Here is a 23,663-nt window from a genome sequence, read left to right as displayed (position 1 = left end):
TTCAGCCCGCGGCCACGGTCAGCGGTGCGAAGCGGCGGGTCCAGTCACCGGGCAGATCCGAAGCCCCGTAGTTCATCACCGCGTTGAGGCCGACGGACTCGAGCCCGCGCCCCTTGAGCCACGCCAGCAGCTCCTCGTGGCGCACGTCGATATCGGTGCGCAGCGGCCGGTCCGTGCCCGCGGCGAGCGAGGCCACGAGGGCCTGTGCCGTCGCGGTGTCACGAGCGACGAGAGGGCCGACGACATGGGTGTCCTCGTTGGGCCAGGCGGCCGCAAAGCCGATGAGCCCACCACCGGCGCCGCCGTCCCGGCCGTCCACGGCCACCCGCAACTGGTCCGCGAATGCCGGGAGTCGCGTGATGACATGCGTACGGTCCGGGCCGAAGACCTCGGCGTCCAGGCGGAGGATCGCAGTGAGGTCCTCCGCGGTGGCCGCGCGTGTGGTGACGTCGGGCAGGGCCCCGCCCGCGGCGAAGCGGCCGCGCACCATCTCCGCCCGCCCAGTGACCTTGAAGCCCAACTCCTCGTAGAGCGGCTGCCCGTACGGCGTCGCGTGGAGCGTGAGCGGGGTCGTGCCCGCCCGCTCGACGACGTGGCGCATCAGGCGCCTGCCGACCCCCTGCCGCGCGTGCCGTTCAGCGACCAGGACCATGCCGATCGCCCCGAGTTCGGGTCGCTCCCGGGGGCCGTACTCGGTCACCACACAGGCGCTGACCAGACCGCCGTCGGGGTCGTCGATGCCCAAGCCGGTACCGGCGGAGAGCAGCAGCCGCCACTTGTGTTCCTCACGGGGCCAGCCCCGGTCCTCGGACAGGTCGGCGCACGCGAGGACATCGCGGAGGGTGAGGCGGCGGATGGGCAGGCCGGAGAGGGAAGGTGTCGACACGCAGGTCAGGCTGTCGGACTTCACCCCGTGGCGTCCACCGCTTTGTGGAGAGTGCCCTGGTGCTTTCGGCCACGCGGGAGTTTCACGTGAAACATCGCGGCGGGGCCTCACCCGCCCACCCTCGACGGCGTCTGGCGCGTGAATTGGCGCGCCGAGACCGGTAATTGAGGAATTTACGAAGTGGCCGGTGTTCGCTTAATCCGCAGTTATGCCGGTAGGGGGTTGTCGACTTCGCGGCGGCCGGTATCGTCGGGTCCGGATCGCGCCGGGTGGCCGAAGAAGGCCGAGGGGAAGCCCGTGGTGCGCGCAGGCCCACGCAGCCTAACGGGACGGAGAGATCGAAGACCTGCACTTTCCGCTTTGCGTTCTGGGCAATGGCACCGGGTGGCATGCTGCGACGAGGGGACTGCGGACAATGTCACACTCTTGGCTTACTTGTCAGTAGCCGTCCGGAATGCAGTGTTCAATGTGGACTGCATTGTCGTCGAGGCACGCGGGGGAAAGCCCACAGTTTCCGGGCGCGGAACAGCTCGGGAGTACGTTGACCGACCGAAATATGTTCGAGGCGAGGCACAGCATGGACGCTCCGACCACTACGCCGTCGGCCGGTTCCGGTTCTGACGGTTCGGACGGTGGGGGCGGCTGGTTCACACCGCGCACGGCCCCGGCCCCGCAACCGCCGACCACCGGATCCGGACAGGACGCGACGCAGGAGGAGCACCGAATACCGGAGCCGCGTCAGGCGCCGCCCGGGCAGCAGACGCAGCAGCCCACTCCGCCGCGCGCCGCCGAGACGCCCGGCCCCGTGGCCGCCCCCGCGCGCCCCGCTCCCGCGCAGGCGTCCCCCGACGCGATCCTCGTCCGCCGCACCATGGAAGAGGTCGGCCCCGTCGCCGACCGGGTCACCTCGTACTTCTACGCCCTGCTCTTCGTGCGCCACCCCGAGCTGCGCCCGCTCTTCCCCGCGGCGATGGACACCCAGCGCGACCGGCTCCTCAAGGCGCTGCTGACCGCCGCCGAGCACATAGACAACAAGCCCGTCCTGGTGGCGTACCTGAAGAACTTGGGCCGCGGACACCGCAAGTACGGCACGCAGGCCGACCACTACCCAGCCGTCGGCGAGTGCCTGATCGCCGCGCTCACCCAGTACGCGACGACCACGTGGGACGCGGAGACCGAGGCCGCCTGGGTCCGTACGTACACGACGATCTCCCAGGTCATGATCGACGCGGCGGCCGAGGACGAGCTGAAGGCGCCGGCCTGGTGGATGGCCGAGGTCGTCTCGCACGATCTGCGCACCCCCGACGTCGCCGTCGTGACCGTGCGGCCCGATCAGCCCTACCCGTTCCTGGCCGGGCAGTACACGACGCTGGAGACGCCCTGGTGGCCGCGGATCTGGCGGCACTACTCGTTCGCCTCCGCGCCCCGCTCGGACGGGCTGCTCTCGTTCCACGTGAAGGCCGTCCCGGCGGGCTGGGTGTCCAACGCCCTGGTGCACCGGGCCCGCCCCGGCGACGTACTGCGCCTCGGCCCGCCCGCGGGCTCCATGACCGTCGACCACACCACCGACAGTGGGCTGCTCTGCCTGGGCGGCGGCACGGGCATCGCGCCCATCAAGGCGCTCGTCGAGGACGTGGCCGAGCACGGGCACCAGCGCTCGGTCGAGGTGTTCTACGGCGCCCGCACCAACCACGACCTGTACGACATCGACACGATGCTGCGCCTCTCACAGAGCCACGCGTGGCTCTCGGTGCGTCCCATCGTCGACCAGCAGGCCCACCTCCAGCTGCCGGACGCGGTGCGCGAGTACGGCCCCTGGAACGAGTACGACGCGTATCTCTCCGGGCCTCCCGGCATGATCCGCAGCAGCATCGACGCCTTGCGGCGCAGCGGTGTCCCCGGCAGCCGGATCCGGCACGACTCGGTCGAGGACCTGGTCGCGGCGGCGGACTGAGCGCCGCCACCGGGGCCCGGTGACGAGCGGCGTCAGCCCAGATCGGGCGCGTGCATCGCCCGTACGCCCTCGATGTTGCCGTCCAGGTAGTGCCGCAGCGAGAGCGGCACCAGATGGACCGAGGCGATGCCGACGCGGGTGAACGGCACCCGCACGATCTCGTAGCCGCCGCACGGGTCCTCGATCTCGGGCCCGTGCCGCTGGTCGGTGTCCATCGACTCCAGTCGGCAGACGAAGAAGTGCTGGACCTTCACGCCGGTCGCGCCGCCGTCCTCGCCGATGTGCTCGACGGTGTCCACGAAGCAGGGCACCACGTCGACGATCTTGGCGCCGAGTTCCTCGTGCACCTCGCGATGGAGGGCGTCCACGACGGTCGTGTCCTCCGGCTCGACCCCGCCACCGGGAGTCACCCAGTACGGATCGACGCCGGGCTTGGTCCGCTTGATCAGGATCAGGTTGTCGCCATCCAGCAGGACGGCGCGTGCGGTGCGCTTGACCACGGGTCGGACGGTCATGGGAGAAATGTGGCCCGGCTGGTTCCACGTGAAACATCCCGCATCGCTCGGCGCCCCGATCACGACCAGTCGACGGCAGCACGCAGTAGCCACTCGTGCGCCCGCGCGATGTGCGGCATGGCCAGTGTGCCGGTGCGCACCACCAGGAAGTACGTGCGCAGCGGTGGCACGGGTGGGTCGAGCAGCGCGACGATCTCCCCGCGCTCCAGGTTCTCCTCGCAGAGATAGCGCGGCAGAACGGCGAGGCCGGCGCCCGCCATCACACAGGCCAGCACCGCACGCAGATCCGGTACGACGACCGTGCCGGAGACGGCGGGCCGGGAATCGAAGACCGCGGCCCAGTAGCGGCTGACCAGGGGCAACGACTCGTGCACCTCGACCACGGGGAACTTCTCCAGCGACGGTGCCGCGTCCGGATGCAGCATGCCGCGGCCGATCCGGGCGGCCAGGCGAGGCGCGGCGGCCAGGACGTGCTCCTCGTCGCAGAGCGGAGTCGCCGTGAGCAGGGCGCCGCGTGGACGGGCCGTCGCGATGGCCAGATCGTGATGCCCCGCAGCGAGTCCCTCCAGGGTTTCCTCGGCCGTGCCGAAGCTCGCCCGTAACGCGATGCTCTGTCCGTCGTCCCGGGTCAGGGCCGTCAGCGCGGGCAGGGCGCGCTCCGCGGTGAACTCGGGAGGCCCCGCCAGGTGCAGGGTGCGTACGGCGGACTCCTCGTCGAGACCGGCCTCGGCGATCTCCACGAGGGCGTCGAGATGCGGGGCCGCCTTGTGGGCCAGCTCGTCGCCGATCGTCGTGGCGGTCACACCGCGCGCCTGGCGCAGGAAGAGCGGACGCCCCAGCTGCCGCTCCAGCGTGCGGATCTGGGAGGTGACGGCCGGCTGGGACAGGCCGAGCAGAGCGGCGGCGCGCGTGAACGAACCGGCGCGGTGCACCGTCACAAAGGTGCGCAGCAACGCGAGATCCATCGCGGCACGCCTCCCTCCCCAACCCCCGGCGCGCCCAACTATAAATAAGTCGATAGGTCTCTGTCGCTACCGTGATTGGACACTGACACAGAGTCAACTAGCCTTGTTCGCGCGGTTCTTCGCGCGTTGAGAGCCGGGACGGTCCGAGCCACGAGGGGGGAGGCTCGGACCGTCCGTTGTGCGTAGCGCGGTACTAGCCGACCGGCGGCATCACCGGTCGTGGGCCTCGTCCAGCGCCCGCAGCACGTCCGCCACCAGGTCCTCGGTGGTCTCGGCGCCCGCGGAGAAGCGGATGAAGCCCTCGGCGACGGCGTCCCCGCCCCAGCGTCCGCGCCGCTCGGCGGTGGACCGTACGCCGCCGAAACTCGTCGCGTCGTCCACCAGGGTCAGGGCGTCGAGGAACCGCTCGGCCCGTGCGCGCGAGGCCAGTTCGAAGGAGACCACGCAGCCGAACCGCCGCATCTGCCGCGCGGCGACGGCATGGGACGGATCGCCGGGCAGACCGGGGTGGCGCACCCCGGAGACGTCCGCCCGCTCGAGCAGGGCGTGCGCCACGGCCAGCGCGTTGGCGCTCTGCCGCTCGGCGCGCAGTTCGAGCGTGGCGAGGGACCGGTGCGCGAGCCAGGCCTCCATCGGCCCCGGAATCGCCCCGACGATCTTGCGCCAGCGTTTCACCGAGGCGATCGACTCGGCGTCGGCGCACGCGACGTAGCCGAGCAGGAGGTCGCCGTGGCCCGTGAGCTGCTTGGTGGCACTGGCCACCGCGAAGTCGGCGCCGAGCTCAAGGGGGCGCTGCCCGAGCGGCGTCGCGAGCGTGTTGTCCACGGCGACGAGCGCCCCGCGTGCGTGGGCGGCGTCGGCGAGGCGCCGGACGTCACAGACGTCGAGGCCGGGGTTGGACGGCGTCTCCAGCCACAGCAGGCGCGCCCCGTCGAGCACGTCGAGCTGCGCGTCACCGCCGGTCGGCGCGGTGCGCACCTCGATCCCGTACGCCGTGAGCTGCTCGCGGACGAGGGGGAAGACCTGGTACCCGTCGGCCGGCAGAACCACCGTGTCGCCCGCGCGCAGCTGCGAGAAGAGGACCGCGGAGATCGCGGCCATGCCGGAGGCGAAGGCCAGCGTCTCCACGCCGGAGCGCCCGGGAGCCTCCAACTCGCTGATGGCGCGCTCGAGATGCGTCCACGTCGGGTTCTCGTCGCGGCCGTACGCATAGGGCCCCGACACATCGCCGGGCAGATGGAAGTGTGCGGCGAACACCGGCCCCGGCAGGGTCGGTTCGTTCTTGACCGGTTCGGGAAGACCGGCCCGGACCGCCCTCGTACCGTCTCCCGGCTCCTGTGCCGAAGGCTCCGTCATGCGCCCCGTCCCTCCACTGCCTCGCGTACGGAGGCGAGAAGGCCCTCGGACGCCGCCTCGACCAGCTTCAGACACTCCTCGAAGCCGCCCAGACCGCCGTAGTACGGGTCGGGGACGTCCAGGTCCGAGGGATCGGCCCCGGAGTCGTAGGACCGCAGCAGGTGCACCTTCTCGGCGTCCTCGGGCGTCGACGCCAGGCGGCGCAGGGCGCGCAGATGTCCGTGGTCGAGCGCGACGACCAGGTCGAGGCGCGCGAACCACTCGCCGTGGAACCGGCGGGCCGTGTGCTCGGCGGTGTAGCCGTTCTCGGTGAGGACGCGGACGGTGCGCGGGTCGGCGCCGTCGCCCTCGTGCCAGCCGTCCGTCCCCGCGCTGTCGATCTCGACGAGGCCGTCGAGCCCCGCCTCCTCGACGCGGGCGCGGAAGACGTGCTCGGCCATCGGCGAGCGGCAGATGTTGCCGGTGCAGACGAAACAGACGCGGTAGGTCATTCTCGGCCGCTCTCAGTCCTTGCCTTCGGGCAGTACGACGTTCAGCGCCCAGGAGACGATCGACACGATCAGGCCACCGAGGATCGCGGTCCAGAGGCCGTCGACGTGGAAGCTCAGATCCACCTGATCGGCCAGCCACGAGGTCAGCAGCAGCATCAGGGCGTTCACGATCAGCGTGATCAGGCCGAGCGTGAGGATGAACAGCGGGAAGGTCAGGAGTTTCACGACCGGCTTCACGATCACGTTGACCAGGCCGAAGATGAGGGCGACGAGGATCAGCGTGCCGACCTTTTTGCCGGTGCTGTCGCCGGTGAGAATGATCTTGTCGAGCACCCAGACCGCGACGGCCAGGGCTCCCGCGTTGGCGATCGTCTTGACTAGGAAATTCTTCATGTGTCTGATCGTTGCAGACATGACTGGTGACAGGGGTGGGCGAGAAGGATGAAGGCGTTCCGGCTGGATGAGCTCGAGGCGGAGAGAGCCGCCAATGACGGGGCGTATCTGCAGTTTCTGCGGGAGCGAAACATGTCGGTCGGGCTGTACGCGCTCGACGCGGGCACCCAGGACCCCCAGCAGCCGCACAGCCAGGACGAGGTCTACCTCGTGGTGAGCGGCCGCGGTTCCATCACGGTCGGCATGGAGACGACCCAGGTCGGCCGGGGCAGCGTCGTGTACGTGCCGGCCGGTGTCGCACACAAGTTCCACCACATCAGTGAGGACCTGCGCGTCCTTGTCGTCTTCTCGCCCCCGGAAGGCTGAGGCACCGCCTCGGGGTTCCCTAGGGGTCGGGTCAGGGGAGGACAAGGGATCGGAAGGGCCCGTGCGGGCCTTTGACGTGCCAGCATCGAATCAGAAGCTCGAAGCGCAAGCATCGAGGCAGAGTCCGGAAGAGACAACACCGGAAGAGACAACGAAGGAGCGATGGCAGTGCGAGAGATATTCGCGGACATGCCGTGGTGGGTGAAGTGGGTCGCGGTGCCGGTCATCGCCATCGTCGTGTTCGGCGGTCTGATCGCCAGCGTCGTCGGCTTCGTGATCGGCCTGCTGTTCAAGGTGCTCGTGTTCGCCGCACTGGTGGGTGGACTCATCTACGTAGTGCGGAAGTTCATGGTCGGTTCGTCGTCGCGGAGCCGCGACTGGTGAAGCCGGGCGCACTTGTGTGCGGATCCCGGTCGTTGCGTCGCGCTACCTTTCGCACGACCGGGGGAAGTTTCCTTGCGCGGCGGGCACCAATCGGTGGCCAAGGGTTAGAGTCCGGAATTCGATGGCTTTAGCCCCCTGCGAGCCTCGAACACGCGGGGGTCCCCCACGCGCATCGGGAGTGAACCTTGGCCACGGTCGATACCGCACCCGCCGCCCCGCAGACACTCATCGGCTCCGTACAGCGAGCCATGCGACTGCTCGAGGCGGTCGCTTCCCATGACGACGGGGCGCCGGCCAAGCAGCTCGCGCGGGAAGCCGGCCTCGCCCTTCCCACCGCGTACCACCTCCTGCGCACGCTGGCTCATGAGGGATATCTCCGCCGGGAAAACGGCGTCTTCGTTTTCGGTGACGCCGCCGAGCGTTTGAGCAGCAGCGGAGCGCAGCAGAATCGTCGCAGCATGATCACCGACGCGCTGCGGCACTGGCGCGACACCATCGGCGTCCCGGTCTATTTCGCGGTCTACCGCGACGGCGAGATCGAGCTCGTCGCCGTCGCCGACACCCCCGGCAACCCGGCAGTCGAGGAGTGGGCCGACTTCCGGGAGACCGGCCACGCCCACGCCATCGGTCAGTGTCTGCTCTCCCAGCTCGACGAGGCGGCCCGCAGGGACCACCTCGACCGCTATCCCGCGCAGTCCATCACTCCGTACTCGGTGCGTGACGACCGCGCGCTGCTGCGGAAGCTGAGTCGGGTGGGCCGCATGGAGCCGGTCGTCGAACGCCAGGAGTACGCGCTGGGCACGGCCTGCGCCGCGTTCCCCCTGACGATCGGGTCTACCGCGGCAACGTTGGCCATTTCTCTCCCTTCCCATCAGGCGGAGAAACTGCTGCCCACGGCCCGCCGGTTGCAGCACGAGATCGGCAGGCTGGTAGGAACACTCGCCTTCTCTATCAGCATTTGAAAACTCACTCCTTGTAATCCTGTGTGTACGTTGAGCAAGATGCCAGCAGTGTCAGGGAGATAAATCCTGGCCAATCGACGGCAAGTTGACGGGGTAGGCGATGCGCGAGTCGGTACAAGCAGTTCAAGCAGAGGTCATGATGAGCTTCCTCGTCTCCGAGGAGCTCTCATTCCGCATTCCGGTGGAGCTCCGGTACGAGTCCACCGATCCGTATGCCGTGCGGCTGACCTTCCATCTTCCCGGAGACGCGCCTGTGACCTGGGCGTTCGGCCGGGAGCTCCTCGTCGACGGGGTCAACGGGGCAACGGGTGAAGGAGACGTACAGGTCACACCGGTGGAGCGGGTGGGCGGCGCGGTCGGCGAGATGCCGGGAGAGGTGCACATCAGGCTCCAGGTCGGCGCGGACCAGGCCTTGTTCCGGGCCGGAGTCGCACCGCTCGTCGCGTTCCTCGACCGGACGGACAAGCTCGTCCCGCTCGGCCAGGAGGAATCGGGCGCGGACTTCGAGTCCGACCTCGACGAGGCCCTCGACCGGATCCTCGCCGAGGAGCAGAGCGCGGGCTGACTCCCCATCGGCCCGCACGACGGCAGACGGCGACACCAGACGGTTTGTACGACACAGGAACGGACGTAACGCTTCAGCAGCGCGGTGCACCCGAGCAGTTCCGCGCTTTTCAGCGTTTACGCCGCCGGCCTCCGCCACCGCGGCCAGGAGCGGGAGCGGCCTTCACGGGCCCCCGCTTCTCCGGGCGGTCGGCGGAGACCACGAGCGCGGCCAGTGCGGTGGTCACCGGCACCGAGGCGACGAGGCCGATCGAGCCGACCAGCGTGCGCACGATCTCCTCGGCCACCAGCTCGCTGTTGGCCACGTCGGCGACGCTGCTCTGCGCGATCGAGAAGAGCAGCAGCAGCGGCAGCGCGGCGCCCGCGTAGGCCAGGACGAGCGTGTTGACGACGGACGCGATGTGGTCGCGCCCGATACGGATGGCCGCCCGGTACAGGGCGCGCCGGCCCAGCGTCGGGTTCGCCTCGTGCAGTTCCCACACGGCAGAGGTCTGGGTGACCGTCACATCGTCGAGCACGCCGAGCGAGCCGATGATGACGCCGGCGAGCAGCAGACCGCTCATGTCGATGTCCGGGTACAGGCCGTGGATCAGCCCCGTGCTGTCGTCGGTGTTGCCCGTCAGGGCCGCCCAGCCGATGAACAGCGAGCCCAACAGGCCGATCAGCAGCAGCGAGACGAGGGTGCCGAGCACGGCGACGGAGGTTCTGGCCGTCAGGCCGTGACACATGTAGAGCGCGATCAGCATGATGGCGCTGGCGCCGACGACCGCGACGACGAGGGGGTTCGATCCCTGGAGAATCGCGGGCAGGATGAAGAAGGTCAGCACCATAAAGCTGATCGCGAGCGCGACCAGTGCCATGACGCCGCGCATCCGGCCCACCACGACCACGGCCAGGGCGAAGATTCCGGCCAGCAGCATCATCGGAACCTTGCGGTTCACATCGGTGACCGAGTACTGCAACTCCTTCGGTGCGTCGGGCGCATAGGCGGCGATCACCTTCTGGCCCTCGTGCAACTGCCGCGGTGAATCCGGCTGGACGACCTCGGTGAACGTACGGCCCTTGTCCTTGCCGCTGTCGATCCGGATCGTCGCGTTCTCGCAGGTGCCACTGGACTTCTGCTTGCCGGTCGTGCCCTGCTGCGCCGTGGGGTCCCCGGTGGGGCTCTGCCCCTGGGCGTGCACGGACGAGCAGTCGACCTTCTCGACCCGGGTGACCGTGGCCTGCTGCGTCTGCCGGTCGAAGCCGACCCCGCTGCGCTCGTGCGGGGGCGCGCCGCCCGGCCAGAGCACCACGAGACCCACGACGACCGCGACCGAGAACGGGATCAGGACGGCCGCGATCACTTTGCGCAGATGCCGCGAGACAGGTGCCGCTGGACCATGGCTGTGGGAGTGCCCGTGCGGCGGGTGGGACGGCGGAGCTGGGGGCTGCTGGCTGGTGGTCACCGCCAGATCATCGCAAGAACGGAGGGGGCCCTCTGGTCAACGCGGCGTACGTCACGTTAGCGTGGAGGCGCTTTTGCCATCGCGGGAGCTCGGAGCACCGGGCTGAGAGGGCGCTGACCTTCGTCCCAGCGCGTTTCACGTGAAACAGCGTGGAACGGCGTGACCAGGGGACGGATATCGCTGCGTCGACCGCTGAACCTGTTACCGGGTAATGCCGGCGTAGGGAGTAGGTCTCATGACCACAACGGACGCACACACGCCTGCCTCCAGCTCGACCGAGGAGGCCGGCCAGTCCATCGGCTGGCACAAGGGGTACATCAGGGGCTCGCGCCCCGACCTCCAGGTGCCGGTCCGTCAGGTGCACCTCACCAATGGGCAGTCGGTGACGCTGTACGACACCTCAGGTCCGTACACCGACCCGACCGTCGACACCGATGTCCGCCGCGGCCTCGCGCCGCTGCGGGAGAACTGGATCATCACCCGCGGCGACACCGAGGAGTACGCGGGCCGCCCCGTCCGTCCCGAGGACGACGGCATCAAGCACACGTCGCCGCGCGGCGGCCTGCGCAACCTCGACGCGGTCTTCCCCGGCCGCCCGCGTCAGCCTCGCCGAGGCCGCGACGGTCGGGCCGTGACCCAACTCGCGTACGCCCGCCGGGGGGAGATCACCCCGGAGATGGAGTACGTGGCCATCCGGGAGAACGTCGCGCCGGAGGTCGTGCGCGAGGAGATCGCGGCGGGCCGGGCCGTGCTGCCCGCCAACGTCAACCACCCGGAGATCGAGCCGATGATCATCGGCAAGCGATTCCTGGTGAAGGTCAACGCCAATATCGGCAACTCGGCCGTGACGAGCTCCATCGAGGAGGAGGTGGACAAGATGACCTGGGCGACCAAGTGGGGCGCCGACACGGTCATGGACCTCTCCACCGGCCGCAACATCCACACCACGCGCGAGTGGCTGCTGCGCAACTCCCCCGTGCCGATCGGCACCGTGCCGCTCTACCAGGCCCTCGAAAAGGTCGACGGCAAGGCCGAGGAGCTGTCCTGGGAGATCTACCGGGACACCATCATCGAGCAGGCCGAGCAGGGCGTGGACTACATGACGGTCCACGCGGGCGTCCGCCTCCCGTACGTCCCGCTGACCGCCGACCGCAAGACCGGCATCGTCTCGCGCGGCGGCTCGATCATGGCCGCGTGGTGCCTCGCGCACCACAAGGAGAGCTTCCTCTACGAGAACTTCGAGGAGCTCTGCGAGATCCTCGCGGCGTACGACGTCACGTACTCGCTCGGCGACGGCCTGCGCCCCGGCTCCATCGCGGACGCCAACGACGAGGCGCAGTTCGCGGAGCTGAGGACGCTCGGCGAGTTGAACTCCATCGCCAAGCGCCACAACGTGCAGACGATGATCGAGGGCCCGGGCCACGTCCCGATGCACAAGATCAAGGAGAACATCGACCTCCAGCAGGAGATCTGCGAGGAGGCGCCGTTCTACACGCTCGGCCCGCTGACCACCGACGTCGCCCCGGCGTACGACCACATCACGTCCGGGATCGGCGCCGCGATGATCGCCTGGTGGGGCACGGCGATGCTCTGCTACGTCACGCCGAAGGAGCACCTGGGACTGCCCAACCGCGACGACGTGAAGACCGGTGTCATCACGTACAAGATCGCGGCGCATGCGGCGGACCTCGCCAAGGGGCACCCGGACGCGCAGGCCTGGGACGACGCGCTCTCCGACGCCCGCTTCGAGTTCCGTTGGGAGGACCAGTTCAATCTGGCCCTCGACCCGGACACGGCGCGGGAGTTCCACGACGAGACGCTGCCGGCGGAGCCCGCGAAGACGGCGCACTTCTGCTCGATGTGCGGGCCGAAGTTCTGCTCGATGAAGATCTCGCAGGACATCCGCCGCGAACACGGCAGCACGTCCTCGGAGATCGAGGAGGGCATGGAGCAGAAGTCCAAGGAGTTCGCGCAGGCCGGCAACCGCGTGTATCTGCCGATCGCCGACTGACGGCATGCGCGCATGACGGTGAGGCCCCTCGTGCCCGAGGGGCCTCGTCGTCGAACGGCCCGTGACCGCCGGAGGGTCAGTCCGGCTGGTGGTCCGGGCCGCCGAAGTCCGGGCTGGAGAAGTCCGGGCTCGAATAGCCGGCGCGCTGGCCCGTGGCCGTGCCGCCGCCGTCGGGGCTGCTGAACCCCGGCCTGTTGTAGCCGAGGTGCGGCATGCGCCCGCCGGAGCCGCCGCGGCCCCCGAGCTGCGAGCCGCCGCCCGTCGACGGATCCGCCAGGGCGTCCCGCAGGAACGGCAGGATGCCCCGGTCCAGGAGCGCGACGCGCCAGGCTTCCCTGGCCTGCTTCACTTCCTCGCTGGCCTCGCCGTGCGTGCTCGCCTGGAGCGACGTCGAGCCGTTGCGCAACGCCGCGAGCAGCAGGCAGACGGCCGCGACGAGAATGCTCGCCGCGGTGATCGCGCCGAAGACCCAGCCGAAGGTGCGCAGGGTCCTGGCGAAGGCCGGTACCGGGTTGAGCATGCTCAGGACGTAGCCGACGATCAGGAAGATCACGGCCGCGGTCCCGGCAAGGACCGGGGCGAGCACGACGGCGACCGCGGCGACGCCCGGTCCCGTGCTCTCCCCGCTGGAGTTGCCTCCTTCGCGTAGCGGACGCAGGAGCCGCGGTGTGGAGCGCAGTTCCTCGCGGATCTTGACGTAGCGCTGGTACTCGTCGGCGGCCGCCGTGTTGATCAGTGCGGCGGCGCCGAGCGCCATCGTGCGCAGCTGTTCGGGGTTGAGCCGCTGGCCCACGGCGGCGAGTTCAGGCCGATTCGGTGCGGTACGCAGCGCGTCATCGAGGAGCCGCTCGAACTCGGGACGGTCCTCGTTCAGCAAATGCGGAGCGCTGTTCATGTGCATCCCCCGATGCTCCGTAGGGCTTGGTGGCCCGCATGGGTGCGAGCCGTCGGGCAGAAACGGAGGGGAGCCTGCTACGGATAAGCCGATGGTAGAGCTGTCACGGCACGCGGTGACAGGGGGTTTCCGGAAATTGGCCCGGCGGCCGGTCGGATCCTCCGCTTTCGCGCCTGCCCCGCGAAATCTCAGACATCCATGGGGAGTTGCTGGACGAGCAGCTTTCCGGCCATGGTCACGCCGCCGTCCATGGCGATGGCCAGGCCGTTCGCGTACACGTGCGGCCCTTCGACGGGGGGCCTGCTGTCCTCGCTGTCCCCGTCCTCACCACCGACCTCACCGAGCAGATACGGGATCGGGCTGTGGCCGTGCACGATGCGCGAGCCGCCATAGGCGTCGAGCAGCTGTCGCACGGCGCCGGGACCCGATTCCTCGTCCTTGAACGCGAACCGCTTGGTGAACTTGCGGAACAGGTCCCAGCACTCGTCCGCGTCATTGCGCGTGAGGGTCTCGCGCACCGTGTCGTTGACGGCCTCGATGGAGTCGCCGTAGTCGAGATACGCGGTGGTGTCCGAGTGCGTGAGCAGGTGGTCGTCCTCGATCTCGATCGCGTCGAGCCGGGACATCCACTGAAGATGCACGTCCTGGAGGCGGTCCATGTCGGCCTTCTGCCCGCCGTTGAGCAACCAGGCCGCCTGGAACGTGGCCGTGCCGGCCCCCGAGTTCACGGGCGTGTCGCCGAACCGCTTCGCGCCGAGCAGCAGCAGCTCGTGGTTGCCCATGAGCGCCTTGCAGTAGCCGCCCGCGGCCGCCGCCTCCGCGGACAGCCGCATGACGAGATCGATGACGCCGATCCCGTCGGGCCCGCGGTCGGTGAAGTCGCCGAGGAACCAGAGGCGGGCGGTGCCCGCCGCCCAGTTGCCCTCGGCGTCGATCAGGCCCTTCTCGTGGAGCGCGGCGACCAGCTCGTCGAGATAGCCGTGCACATCGCCGACGACGTACAGCGGGCCGAGGCCCTCGTCCCCCGTGGGCGCGGGCTGCGGCGACTCGACCTGGACGGTGTCGCCCCGGTTGATGACCGGCAGATCGCGCTCCGTCGGCGTGTAGCCCTCGGGATACGGCTCGGGAATCTCGGCGTCGGGCGCGGGGACGTCGGGGTCCGTCGGCTGTACGTTCGCCGGTACGTCATGGACGTACGCGGGAACACGGAAGTCGCGCAGCGTCTCCGTGCCCGCTGCGGTTCCCGGACCGGCCCCCTGAGTCATCGACCCCTCCACCACCATTGCGCCGCCTGTGCACCGTATCGGACTGCCTGGTCGCAGCGGCCCGCGGTGTCGTGCGCCCATCATAGGAATGCGGCTCGCGCTGTGTGATGCACCAGGGGTGGTGAATCGGTGACGGGCGGCTGATCGCCGTGCATTTCTCCCGAATTGGTGTGGACTTTTCTCTTCGGAGGAGTCGATGGAGGGGGCGGCCGGGGCTCTCAGCTCTGTCCCGGAGAGCGCGGAGGACTGACCGTGGTGCGGTGCGGGCGCCGCTGGGACGAGGTCCGCACGATGAGATCGGTCGGCATCACCTGCTCGACCGGCTGGTCGGACTCGACGCCTTCGATGGCGTCGATGAGGAGCTGCACGACGGATGTTCCGATCCGCCGCGGTTTGAGCGAGAGGGTGGTGATGGGCGGTTCCGTGTTCGCGTAGACATTCGACTCGCTGCAACAGACCAGCAGCAGGTCGTCCGGGACGCGCAGCCCGTAGCGGCGTGCGGCGGCGAGCAGATCGGTCCCGTTGGGATCGAAGAGGCCGTAGACCGCGTCGGGGCGGTCGGGCCGGGCGAGCAGCCGGTCGGCGGCGACGGCCCCCGCGCAGGGGTCGTGCGCGGGGTACGACTCGTAGACCGGTTCCTGTCCGATCCGCTCGCACCAGCGCAGATACGCCGAGGTGGAGAGGTGTGTGTACGTGTCGGTGGTGGTGCCGGTAAGGAGGCCGATGCGGCGGGCGCCGGACTCGGCGAGGTGGTCGAGGATGCCGAGCACGGCGGCCTCGTGGTCGTTGTCGACCCAGGCGGTCACGGGCAGGGTGCCCGCGGGACGTCCGTCGGAGACGACGGGCAGGCCCTGGCGGACCAGCTCGGTGACGACCGGATCATGGTCGGAGGGGTCGATGACGACGGTGCCGTCGAGTGCGACGTTCGACCACACGTCGTGGCGTGAGGTGGCGGGCAGGATGACGAGGGCGTACCCGCGGGCGAGCGCGGCGGAGGTGGCGGCGCGGGCCATCTCCGCGAAGTACGCGAATTCTGTGAAGGTGAAAGGTTCATCCCCGTACGTCGTCACGGTCAGGCCGATGAGGCCCGATTTCCCGGTACGGAGCGTGCGAGCGGCCGCGGAGGGGCGATAGCCCAACCGGTCGGCGACCTCGCGAACGTGGCGTCGGGTGGCGTCCGGGAGCCGGCCCTTACCGTTGAGCGCATCGGACACAGTCGTGATCGAGACCCCGGCGGCTGCGGCAACGTCTCTGATGCCTGCCCGGCCCGGCCGGGTGCCCCTGCGGGTCGTCTCTGCCCGGCTCACCTGGTGCTTCCCTGCTGCTGTCATGGCGAGCCGATAGTAGGGCTCATTCGGCTGCATGGTGGGGGAGCATATGCAGGCGTTGACAGGCACGTTTCTGCAAGGTGATTACCCATCATCAACCTTTAAAATAAAGGGAGTTGAAGGTTCTGACTATGACACATCGCTTGTCGTCGCGCATGGGCCTGCCAAGTCGGCGATGTTGCGAGTAGGTCTCAACTCACCTTCACGGGTGATGCGCGCCACGGCGCGAGCCACCGGCGCGCGCCAGGGCAAGGAGCGCTCCCCCCTCTCCGCACGCCTCGCGGAGGGCCGGGACCCGGGGCATTGGGGAGCGCGGCGAATCCTCTTAAGGTGAGCAGTATTGGAACGGTGCCCACAAGGAGGACTGCGGTGAGCGAGATCAACCCCAAGCTGCGTGCGGAGCTGGCGGGGATCCCTGCCTACAAGCCCGGGAAGCCGGCCGCTGCCGGGGGGCCGGTGGCGTACAAGCTGTCCTCCAACGAGAATCCGTATCCTCCGCTGCCCGGGGTGATGGAGCAGGCGATCGCGGCCGCCGGGTCCTTCAACCGCTACCCGGACATGGCGTGCACCGGCCTGATGAACGAGCTGTCCGAGCGTTTCGGTGTGCCCGTCAGTCATCTGGCCACGGGCACCGGCTCGGTCGGCGTCGCGCAGCAGCTGCTCCAGGCGACCTCGGGCCCTGGCGACGAGGTCATCTACGCCTGGCGGTCCTTCGAGGCGTACCCGATCATCACGCAGATCAGCGGCGCGAAGTCGGTGCAGGTGCCGCTCACGCCGGACGAGGACCACGACCTCGACGCCATGATCGACGCGATCACGGACCGCACGCGCCTCATCTTCGTCTGCAACCCCAACAATCCCACGGGCAATGCCATCCGCCGGGCCGAGCTCGAGCGGTTCCTCGACCGGGTGCCCTCCGATGTCCTGGTGGTCCTCGACGAGGCGTACCGCGAGTTCATCCGCGACCCCGAGGTGCCGGACGGCGTCGAGATCTACCGGGACCGGCCGAACGTGGCGGTGCTGCGGACCTTCTCGAAGGCCTACGGGCTCGCGGGCCTGCGAGTGGGCTTCGCCATCGCGCACGAGCCGGTCGCCGCGGCGCTGCGCAAGACGGCGGTCCCCTTCGGTGTGAGCCAGCTCGCGCAGGACGCGGCGGTCGCCTCGCTGCGCGCGGAGGACGAGCTGCTCGGCCGGGTCGGCTCGTTGGTGGCCGAGCGCACGCGGGTCGTCGAAGGGCTGCGGGCGCAGGGCTGGACGGTGCCCGAGACGCAGGCCAACTTCGTGTGGCTGCGGCTGGGGGAGAAGACGCTGGACTTCGCGGCGGCCTGTGAGCGGGCCGGCGTGGTCGTACGACCGTTCGCGGGCGAGGGTGTGCGCACCACGATCGCGGAGACCGAGGCCAACGACATCTTCCTGCGGACGGCCGAGGAGTTCCGCAAGGAGCTGTAGGGCGGCGCGCGTTGGCGCGCGGATCGTAGTGACAGGGGTCTCCCGGATTAACGGGGGACCCCCCTTCGTATGCCGACCACCAGTACGACATAATGCTTGTGAATGTGAACGCGTTCACAAGCGTGTCCCGGTTCCTCCCGGGATTTGTGGGATTAAAGGGGCAAACTGCCGCTGTGACCACGGCGATGTAAGGAGAAGACGCAGTGGACCCGACAACGGTCGCCCTCGCGCCGGAGACCCTGGCGCGATGGCAGTTCGGCATCACCACCGTCTACCACTTCCTGTTCGTCCCACTGACGATCTCCCTCGCCGCGCTCACGGCGGGCCTGGAGACGGCATGGGTGCGTACGGGCAAGGAGAAGTACTTCCATGCCACGAAGTTCTGGGGGAAGCTTTTCCTGATCAATATCGCGATCGGTGTGGCGACCGGTCTCGTGCAGGAGTTCCAGTTCGGCATGAACTGGTCGGACTACTCGAAGTTCGTCGGTGACGTCTTCGGCGCCCCGCTCGCGATGGAGGCGCTGATCGCCTTCTTCTTCGAGTCCACCTTCATCGGGCTGTGGATCTTCGGCTGGGACAAGCTGCCGAAGAAGCTCCACTGCGCCTGCATGTGGATGGTGTCCATCGGCACCCTGGCCTCCGCCTACTTCATCCTGGCGGCCAACTCCTGGATGCAGCACCCGGTCGGCTACGAGATCGACAAGCAGACCGGGGTGGCCCGGCTCAACGACGTCTGGCACGTTCTCTTCCAGAACACCGCGGTCGTCCAGTTCGCGCACACCGTCTCCTCCGCCTTCCTGACCGGCGGAGCCTTCATGATCGGCATCGCCAGCTTCCTGCTCTGGAAGATCAAGAAGCAGAAGGACGCCGGCGAGCAGGTCGACCGCAAGCGCACCATCACGCTGCGCAGCTCGCTGCGAATCGGCCTGGTCACCACGATGATCGCGGGTGTTCTGGTCGCGCTCTCCGGCGACCAGCTGGCCAAGGTGATGTTCAAGCAGCAGCCGATGAAGATGGCGGCGGCCGAGGCCCTGTGGGACACCGAATGCCCGGCGCCGTTCTCGGTCTTCGCGGTCGGTGACGTGACGCAGGGGCGCAACTCCGTCGAAATAGAGCTTCCGGGCCTGCTGTCCTTCCTGGCCGACAGCAACTTCACCAGCTGCGTCCCGGGCATCCACGAGACCGCCAAGGCCGAGGCCGAGAAGTACGGCGGCCAGCCCGAGGACTACATCCCCAACATCTTCGTCACCTTCTGGGGCTTCCGCCTGATGATCGGCATCGGGCTCACCGCTGCCGTCGCCGCGGGCGCCGGGTTCTGGCTGACGCGGAAGAAGCGATGGCTGCTGCCCGAGCATCGAAGGGGTGAGGACGAAATCCCCAAGCTGATGCTCACCAACAAGAAGGAGCTCGGCCCGACCGTCACGAAGTGGGGCTGGCGGGTCGGCATGGCCTCGCTGATCTTCCCCTTCATCGCCAACTCCATCGGCTGGATCTTCACCGAGATGGGCCGTCAGCCCTGGGCCGTCTTCGGCCTGTTCAAGACCGCCGACTCGGTCTCCCCCGGTGTCAGCCAGACCGAGATGGCGATCTCGCTGAGCGCGCTGACCCTGCTGTACGCGGTGCTGTTCTGGATCAACGTACGGCTGATGAAGAAGTACGCCGTCAAGGGTCCGGACACGGACGAGGAACCGCCCACCAAGGACCCGAAGCTACGCGGTCCTTCGGGGGACGACTCCGATGACGACGACGCCGACAAGCCACTGACCTTCGCGTACTGAGAGGAGAGACGCCATGGGCCTCAACGACTTCTGGTTCCTTCTGATCGCCGTTCTGTGGACCGGCTATTTCTTCCTCGAAGGCTTTGACTTCGGGGTCGGCATCCTGACGCGGCTGCTCGCGCGCGACAGGACCGAGCGGCGCGTGCTGATCAACATCATCGGCCCGGTGTGGGACGGCAACGAGGTCTGGCTGCTGACCGCGGCCGGTGCCATGTTCGCTGCGTTCCCCATCTGGTACGCGACGTTCTTCAGCGCCTTCTACCTGCTGCTCGTGATCGCACTGCTGCTGCTGATCGTGCGGGTGCTGTCCTTCGAGTACCGGCACCAGCGGCCCGAGGAGAGCTGGCAGCGCAACTGGGAGCTGGTGCTCTTCGTCAGCTCGCTGCTGCTGCCGTTCCTGTGGGGCGTGATGTTCGCCAACATGGTGCACGGTGTGCCGATCAACTCCCACCAGGACTTCGCCGGGTCGTTCGGCGACCTGCTGACCTGGTGGGGACTGCTCGGCGGGCTTGCCTTCACCGCCGTGTGCACGCTGCACGGCGCCGTGTTCACCGCGCTGAAGACCGAGGGCGACATCCGGGTGCGGGCGCGTGCGCTCGCGACGAAGGCGGGGGTGGCCACCGTGCTGCTGGGCGGCGGCTTCCTCGCCTGGATCCAGGTCGAGCGCGGGACGGTGTGGACCGCGGTGGCCTTCGCCGTGGCGGTCGTCGGGCTGCTCGGGACGCTCGTGATGAACGCCAAGGGGCGCGAGGGCTGGGCCTTCAGCTTCAACGGAATCGCGATCGCGGCCGTGGTGGCGGCGATCTTCCTGGCCCTGGTGCCGAACGTCATGCCGTCCTCGCTCAACGACGCGTGGAACCTGACGATCGACAACACGTCCTCGGGTCCGTACACGCTGAAGGTGATGACCTGGGTCGCCGGGATCATGACGCCACTGGTCCTGCTCTACCAGGGCTGGACCTACTGGGTGTTCCGCAAGCGGCTCAGCACGAGCCACATTCCTGCCGGCGCGCACTAGCGCCTTCGCCCGTCAGCGTTCGCCTGCGTTCGTCTACGTGAGGGTGTGTTTCACGTGAAACCGATCGACCAGCGTCTGTTCCGGTACGGCCGGGCCTCGCGCCTCTTCCTGATCGCGGTGGTGGCCCTGGGCGCCGCCGGGGCGGGCCTGGTCATCGCGCAGGCGATGCTCATCGCCGAGATCGTGGTGGGCGCGTTCCAGCACGGCCTCGACGTGGCCGGACTGCGATCGCCGCTGCTGTTGCTGGTGGCGGTCGCGGCCGGGCGCGGGCTCGTGTCCTGGCTGACCGAGCTGGCCGCGCACCGGGCGAGCGCGGCGGTCAAGTCGGAGCTGCGCAGGCGGCTGCTGGAGCGGGCCGCGCTGCTCGGCCCGGGGTGGTTGAGCGGGCAGCGCACCGGGTCCCTCGTGGCGCTCGCGACGCGCGGCGTGGACGCCCTCGACGACTACTTCTCCCGCTATCTGCCGCAGTTGGGGCTCGCGGTGGTGGTCCCGGTGGCGGTGCTCGCCCGCGTCGTCACCGAGGACTGGGTGTCGGCGGCGATCATCGCCGGCACCCTGCCCCTCATCCCGATCTTCATGATGCTGATCGGCTGGGCGACCCAGTCCCAAATGGACCGCCAGTGGCGGCTGCTCTCCCGGCTCTCGGGCCACTTCCTGGATGTCGTCGCGGGACTGCCGACCCTGAAGGTGTTCGGCCGCGCCAAGGCGCAGGCCGAGTCCATTCGCAAGATCACAGGCGAGTACCGCAGGGCGACGATGCGCACCCTGCGGATCGCCTTCCTCTCGTCGTTCGCGCTGGAACTGCTGGCGACGCTGTCGGTCGCGCTCGTCGCCGTGACCATCGGCATGCGGCTCGTGCACGGCGAGATGGACCTGTACATCGGGCTCGTCATCCTGGTGCTCGCACCCGAGGCCTATCTGCCGCTGCGGCAGGTGGGCGCGCAGTACCACGCGGCGGCCGAGGGGCTCGCCGCGGCGGAGGAGATCTTCGCGGTTCTGGAGACGCCGCTGCCCGAGGACGGCACGAGGGACGTCCCCGAGGCCGGCGGAATCGCCTTGGAGGGCGTCTCTGTTCGCTACGAAGGTCGGTCCTCGGAGGCCGTCTCCGATGTCTCCTTCAAGGTCTCCGAGGGCGAGACCGTGGCCCTCGTCGGGCCGAGCGGAGCCGGCAAGTCGACGCTGGTCAGTGCCCTGCTGGGTTTCGTACGCCCCTGTGGTGGGCGGATCTCCGTCGGCGGTGTCGACCTCGCCGAGCTGTCGCGCGAGGCGTGGCACGCGCGCGTGGCGTGGGTTCCGCAGCGGCCGCAGCTGTATGCCGGGTCGATCGCGGACAACGTACGGCTCGCGCGGCCGGAGGCCGATGACGCCGCGGTGCTCGCCGCTCTGCGGGAGGCCGGGGCGCTGGAGTTCGTCGAGGCGCTGCCCGAGGGCATGGCGAGCGTGCTCGGGGAGGACGGCGCCGGGCTCTCGGCCGGGCAGCGGCAGCGGCTCGCGCTGGCGCGGGCGTTCCTCGCGGACCGGCCGGTCGTGCTGCTCGACGAGCCCACGGCCGCGCTCGACGGAGAGACCGAGGCCGGCATCGTCGACGCGGTGCGCAGGCTCGCCGTGGGGCGGACCGTGCTGCTCGTCGTGCACCGTCCCGCGCTGCTCGCCGTGGCGGACCGGGTCGTACGGATCGAGGTGCCCGGCCCGGTGCCGGCGCAGACGCGTGGCGCCGCACAAGGGATCCCGTCCGCGCAGGCCCTCACCGATGCCGTCGAAACCGCCCCGGCGGAGGTGCGCGGCGACGCGCCCGTGGACCGGCGGAACGTGCTCGCACGGCTGCGCGACGCCGCCAGGCCGCGCCGCTCCCGGCTCGCCCTCGCCCTGCTGCTCGGCGCGCTCGCGCTCGGCAGCGCGGTCGGCCTGATGGCGACGTCCGGGTGGCTGATCTCGCGGGCCTCGCAGATGCCGCCGGTGCTCTACCTGATGGTCGCGGTGACGGCCACGCGCGCGTTCGGCATCGGGCGGGCCATCTTCCGGTACCTGGAGCGGCTCGTGTCGCACGACGCGGTGCTGCGGATGCTGGCCGACACCAGGGTCGCCGTGTACCGGCGCCTGGAGCGGCTCGCCCCCGCGGGGCTGCGCACGACGCGGCGCGGCGACCTGCTCTCACGGCTCGTCGCGGACGTGGACGCGTTGCAGGACTACTGGCTGCGCTGGCTGCTGCCCGCTTCGGCCGCCGCGCTCGTGGGCGTGGGCTCCGTGGCGTTCACCGCATGGCTGCTGCCCGCCGCGGGCGCCGTGCTCGCCGTGGGACTGCTGCTCGCCGGGGTCGCGGTGCCGCTGCTGTCCGGCGCGGTGTCGCGGCGTGCCGAGCGGCGGCTTGCCCCCGCGCGCGGGGCGCTCGCCACGAAGGCGGCCGAACTGCTCACCGGCACCGCCGAACTGACGGTCTCCGGGGCCCTGCCGCGACGCACCAAGGAGGCCGCGGAAGCCGACTCCGTGCTGACGCGGATCGCCTCGCGCGCGGCCACCGCGACCGCGCTCGGCGACGGGCTCACCGCGCTGATCACCGGCCTGACCGTGGCGGCCGCCGCGCTCGTCGGCATCCAGGGCGTGCGCTCGGGCCAGCTCCACGGGGTGTCGCTCGCGGTCGTCGTCCTGACACCGCTCGCCGCCTTCGAGGCGGTGCTCGGCCTGCCGCTCGCCGTGCAGCACCGCCAGCGCGTCCGCAAGAGCGCCGAGCGGGTCTACGAGGTGCTGGACGCGCCGGAACCCGTACGGGAGCCCGAGCGGCCCGCACAGGCGCCGCGGGACCCCTTCCCGCTCGCCGTGCGCGGCCTCACCGCCCGCTACGAGGGCCAGGAGCGGGACGCGCTCGCCGGCCTCGACCTGACGCTGGAGCGGGGCCGCCGCGTCGCCGTCGTCGGACCGTCGGGGTCGGGCAAGACGACCCTCGCCCAAGTGCTGCTGCGCTTCCTCGACGCGAACGCCGGGACGTACACGCTCGGCGGTGTCGACGCGGCGGCCCTCGACGGTGACGCGGTCCGGCGGCTCGTCGGGCTGTGCGCCCAGGACGCGCACCTCTTCGACAGCAGCCTCCGCGAGAACCTGCTGCTCGCCAAGAAGGACGCCACCGAGGACGAGCTGTGGGCGGTGCTCGGCCGCGTACGTCTCCGGGAGTGGGCGCAGGCGCTGCCGGACGGGCTCGACACCCTGGTGGGTGAGCACGCCGCACGTCTGTCGGGCGGCCAGCGGCAGCGGCTCGCGCTCGCCCGCGCGCTGCTCGCCGACTTCCCCGTCCTCGTACTCGACGAGCCCGCCGAGCACCTCGACCTGGAGACGGCGGACGCGCTCACCGCGGACCTCCTCGACGTCACACGGGGACGGACGACGGTGTTGATCACGCACCGGCTCGCCGGCATCGAGGCCGTGGACGAGGTGCTCGTGCTCGACGGCGGGCGGGTCGTCCAGCGCGGTCCGTACGCCGAGCTCGTCGCGGTCGACGGGCCGCTTAGGGAGCTGCGGCTTCGGGAGGGAGCGGCGGAGGCGCTGGCCGGTGCGGAGGGCTGAGGACTCGGTCCGGCCCGTCCGCCCAGCCGACTCGACTCGTCCGTCCCGCCCGCTTCGGCTGCTCCGCCCACCCGGATCCC

The 23,663-nt window shown here is 69.7% G+C and carries 20 protein-coding genes; 10 read left to right on the top strand and 10 right to left on the bottom strand.

Annotated features, from left to right (window positions below; all coding sequences use genetic code 11):
- Window position 1: 1 nt before the first annotated feature.
- A complete protein-coding gene (locus ACNYS0_RS20600) occupies window positions 2–886 on the bottom strand; it encodes a GNAT family N-acetyltransferase (RefSeq protein WP_422475639.1) in 885 nt (294 codons plus the stop codon).
- Window positions 887–1,463: 577 nt separating this feature from the next.
- Between ACNYS0_RS20600 and ACNYS0_RS20595 the strand changes: the two genes are divergently transcribed.
- Window positions 1,464–2,840, top strand: coding sequence for a globin domain-containing protein (locus tag ACNYS0_RS20595; protein ID WP_422475637.1), 1,377 nt, complete (start codon window positions 1,464–1,466; stop codon window positions 2,838–2,840).
- Between the two features lie 32 nt (window positions 2,841–2,872).
- Here the strand turns inward: ACNYS0_RS20595 and ACNYS0_RS20590 are convergent, their stop codons facing one another.
- The 5 genes from ACNYS0_RS20590 to ACNYS0_RS20570 form a co-directional block, all read right to left on the bottom strand.
- On the bottom strand, window positions 2,873–3,355 hold the full coding sequence (locus ACNYS0_RS20590; RefSeq protein WP_385758972.1) for an NUDIX domain-containing protein: 483 nt from the start codon (window positions 3,353–3,355) through the stop codon (window positions 2,873–2,875).
- A 59-nt stretch (window positions 3,356–3,414) separates the two neighbouring features.
- Window positions 3,415–4,320, bottom strand: coding sequence for a LysR family transcriptional regulator (locus tag ACNYS0_RS20585; protein WP_422475635.1), 906 nt, complete (start codon window positions 4,318–4,320; stop codon window positions 3,415–3,417).
- A gap of 210 nt (window positions 4,321–4,530) precedes the next feature.
- Window positions 4,531–5,676, bottom strand: a complete 1,146-nt coding sequence (locus tag ACNYS0_RS20580) for a cystathionine gamma-lyase (protein ID WP_422475633.1) — start codon at window positions 5,674–5,676, stop codon at window positions 4,531–4,533.
- Complete coding sequence (locus tag ACNYS0_RS20575; protein ID WP_422475631.1) at window positions 5,673–6,167, bottom strand: low molecular weight protein-tyrosine-phosphatase; 495 nt, start codon at window positions 6,165–6,167, stop codon at window positions 5,673–5,675. Before ACNYS0_RS20575 ends, ACNYS0_RS20580 begins: the two co-directional genes overlap by 4 nt.
- Window positions 6,168–6,179: 12 nt before the next feature.
- Complete coding sequence (locus ACNYS0_RS20570; RefSeq protein ID WP_422475628.1) at window positions 6,180–6,560, bottom strand: phage holin family protein; 381 nt, start codon at window positions 6,558–6,560, stop codon at window positions 6,180–6,182.
- 48 nt (window positions 6,561–6,608) lie between these two features.
- Here ACNYS0_RS20570 and ACNYS0_RS20565 point away from each other — a divergent pair, with 48 nt between their 5' ends.
- The 4 genes from ACNYS0_RS20565 to ACNYS0_RS20550 all read left to right on the top strand — a co-directional run bounded on the left by ACNYS0_RS20565 (window position 6,609) and on the right by ACNYS0_RS20550 (window position 8,837).
- Window positions 6,609–6,926 (top strand): cupin domain-containing protein, encoded by a 318-nt coding sequence (locus ACNYS0_RS20565; RefSeq protein WP_422408393.1) that lies wholly within the window; start codon window positions 6,609–6,611, stop codon window positions 6,924–6,926.
- A gap of 168 nt (window positions 6,927–7,094) precedes the next feature.
- On the top strand, window positions 7,095–7,310 hold the full coding sequence (locus ACNYS0_RS20560) for a DUF5326 family protein (protein WP_266718729.1): 216 nt from the start codon (window positions 7,095–7,097) through the stop codon (window positions 7,308–7,310).
- Window positions 7,311–7,495: 185 nt separating this feature from the next.
- Window positions 7,496–8,272: an IclR family transcriptional regulator gene (locus ACNYS0_RS20555; protein WP_422475626.1), complete on the top strand. Its 777-nt coding sequence runs from the start codon at window positions 7,496–7,498 to the stop codon at window positions 8,270–8,272.
- Between the two features lie 100 nt (window positions 8,273–8,372).
- A complete protein-coding gene (locus ACNYS0_RS20550; RefSeq protein ID WP_422475624.1) occupies window positions 8,373–8,837 on the top strand; it encodes an SsgA family sporulation/cell division regulator in 465 nt (154 codons plus the stop codon).
- Window positions 8,838–8,946: 109 nt separating this feature from the next.
- On the opposite strand, the gene ACNYS0_RS20545 is transcribed toward ACNYS0_RS20550, so the two are convergent.
- Window positions 8,947–10,284, bottom strand: coding sequence for a YibE/F family protein (locus ACNYS0_RS20545; RefSeq protein ID WP_422475622.1), 1,338 nt, complete (start codon window positions 10,282–10,284; stop codon window positions 8,947–8,949).
- Window positions 10,285–10,519: 235 nt separating this feature from the next.
- Between ACNYS0_RS20545 and thiC the strand changes: the two genes are divergently transcribed.
- Window positions 10,520–12,295 carry a phosphomethylpyrimidine synthase ThiC gene (gene thiC, locus ACNYS0_RS20540; protein ID WP_422475620.1) on the top strand — a complete coding sequence of 592 codons (1,776 nt, stop codon included), beginning with the start codon at window positions 10,520–10,522 and terminating at the stop codon, window positions 12,293–12,295.
- Between the two features lie 76 nt (window positions 12,296–12,371).
- Here the strand turns inward: thiC and ACNYS0_RS20535 are convergent, their stop codons facing one another.
- From ACNYS0_RS20535 to ACNYS0_RS20525, 3 genes are all read right to left on the bottom strand, one after another.
- On the bottom strand, window positions 12,372–13,196 hold the full coding sequence (locus tag ACNYS0_RS20535; protein ID WP_422475618.1) for a hypothetical protein: 825 nt from the start codon (window positions 13,194–13,196) through the stop codon (window positions 12,372–12,374).
- Window positions 13,197–13,378: 182 nt separating this feature from the next.
- Window positions 13,379–14,455: a metallophosphoesterase gene (locus ACNYS0_RS20530; RefSeq protein ID WP_422475616.1), complete on the bottom strand. Its 1,077-nt coding sequence runs from the start codon at window positions 14,453–14,455 to the stop codon at window positions 13,379–13,381.
- Between the two features lie 218 nt (window positions 14,456–14,673).
- Window positions 14,674–15,786 carry a LacI family DNA-binding transcriptional regulator gene (locus tag ACNYS0_RS20525; protein ID WP_399228813.1) on the bottom strand — a complete coding sequence of 371 codons (1,113 nt, stop codon included), beginning with the start codon at window positions 15,784–15,786 and terminating at the stop codon, window positions 14,674–14,676.
- Window positions 15,787–16,152: 366 nt separating this feature from the next.
- Between ACNYS0_RS20525 and hisC the strand changes: the two genes are divergently transcribed.
- The 4 genes from hisC to cydD all read left to right on the top strand — a co-directional run bounded on the left by hisC (window position 16,153) and on the right by cydD (window position 23,583).
- Window positions 16,153–17,232, top strand: coding sequence for a histidinol-phosphate transaminase (gene hisC / locus ACNYS0_RS20520; RefSeq protein WP_422475614.1), 1,080 nt, complete (start codon window positions 16,153–16,155; stop codon window positions 17,230–17,232).
- 203 nt (window positions 17,233–17,435) lie between these two features.
- Window positions 17,436–19,010, top strand: a complete 1,575-nt coding sequence (locus ACNYS0_RS20515) for a cytochrome ubiquinol oxidase subunit I (protein ID WP_422475612.1) — start codon at window positions 17,436–17,438, stop codon at window positions 19,008–19,010.
- Between the two features lie 13 nt (window positions 19,011–19,023).
- Window positions 19,024–20,028 (top strand): cytochrome d ubiquinol oxidase subunit II, encoded by a 1,005-nt coding sequence (gene cydB, locus ACNYS0_RS20510; protein ID WP_422475610.1) that lies wholly within the window; start codon window positions 19,024–19,026, stop codon window positions 20,026–20,028.
- Window positions 20,029–20,082: 54 nt separating this feature from the next.
- On the top strand, window positions 20,083–23,583 hold the full coding sequence (gene cydD / locus ACNYS0_RS20505; protein WP_422475609.1) for a thiol reductant ABC exporter subunit CydD: 3,501 nt from the start codon (window positions 20,083–20,085) through the stop codon (window positions 23,581–23,583).
- Window positions 23,584–23,663: the final 80 nt, after the last annotated feature.

The organism is Streptomyces anthophorae, assembly GCF_049310305.1.
Taxonomy (GTDB): domain Bacteria; phylum Actinomycetota; class Actinomycetes; order Streptomycetales; family Streptomycetaceae; genus Streptomyces.
The sequence above is the reverse complement of the archived record's forward strand: the minus strand, read 5'-3'. Positions and strand labels throughout refer to the sequence as shown.

Bases quoted from the DNA above. Each gene is read 5' to 3' on its own strand.
- ACNYS0_RS20595 (WP_422475637.1), top strand. From the start codon at position 1,464: ATGGACGCTCCGACCACTACGCCGTCGGCCGGTTCCGGTTCTGACGGT.
- ACNYS0_RS20590 (WP_385758972.1), bottom strand. From the start codon at position 3,355: ATGACCGTCCGACCCGTGGTCAAGCGCACCGCACGCGCCGTCCTGCTG.
- ACNYS0_RS20585 (WP_422475635.1), bottom strand. From the start codon at position 4,320: ATGGATCTCGCGTTGCTGCGCACCTTTGTGACGGTGCACCGCGCCGGT.
- ACNYS0_RS20580 (WP_422475633.1), bottom strand. From the start codon at position 5,676: ATGACGGAGCCTTCGGCACAGGAGCCGGGAGACGGTACGAGGGCGGTC.
- ACNYS0_RS20575 (WP_422475631.1), bottom strand. From the start codon at position 6,167: ATGACCTACCGCGTCTGTTTCGTCTGCACCGGCAACATCTGCCGCTCG.
- ACNYS0_RS20570 (WP_422475628.1), bottom strand. From the start codon at position 6,560: ATGAAGAATTTCCTAGTCAAGACGATCGCCAACGCGGGAGCCCTGGCC.
- ACNYS0_RS20565 (WP_422408393.1), top strand. From the start codon at position 6,609: ATGAAGGCGTTCCGGCTGGATGAGCTCGAGGCGGAGAGAGCCGCCAAT.
- ACNYS0_RS20550 (WP_422475624.1), top strand. From the start codon at position 8,373: ATGCGCGAGTCGGTACAAGCAGTTCAAGCAGAGGTCATGATGAGCTTC.
- thiC (WP_422475620.1), top strand. From the start codon at position 10,520: ATGACCACAACGGACGCACACACGCCTGCCTCCAGCTCGACCGAGGAG.
- ACNYS0_RS20535 (WP_422475618.1), bottom strand. From the start codon at position 13,196: ATGCACATGAACAGCGCTCCGCATTTGCTGAACGAGGACCGTCCCGAG.
- ACNYS0_RS20530 (WP_422475616.1), bottom strand. From the start codon at position 14,455: ATGACTCAGGGGGCCGGTCCGGGAACCGCAGCGGGCACGGAGACGCTG.
- ACNYS0_RS20525 (WP_399228813.1), bottom strand. From the start codon at position 15,786: ATGACAGCAGCAGGGAAGCACCAGGTGAGCCGGGCAGAGACGACCCGC.
- cydB (WP_422475610.1), top strand. From the start codon at position 19,024: ATGGGCCTCAACGACTTCTGGTTCCTTCTGATCGCCGTTCTGTGGACC.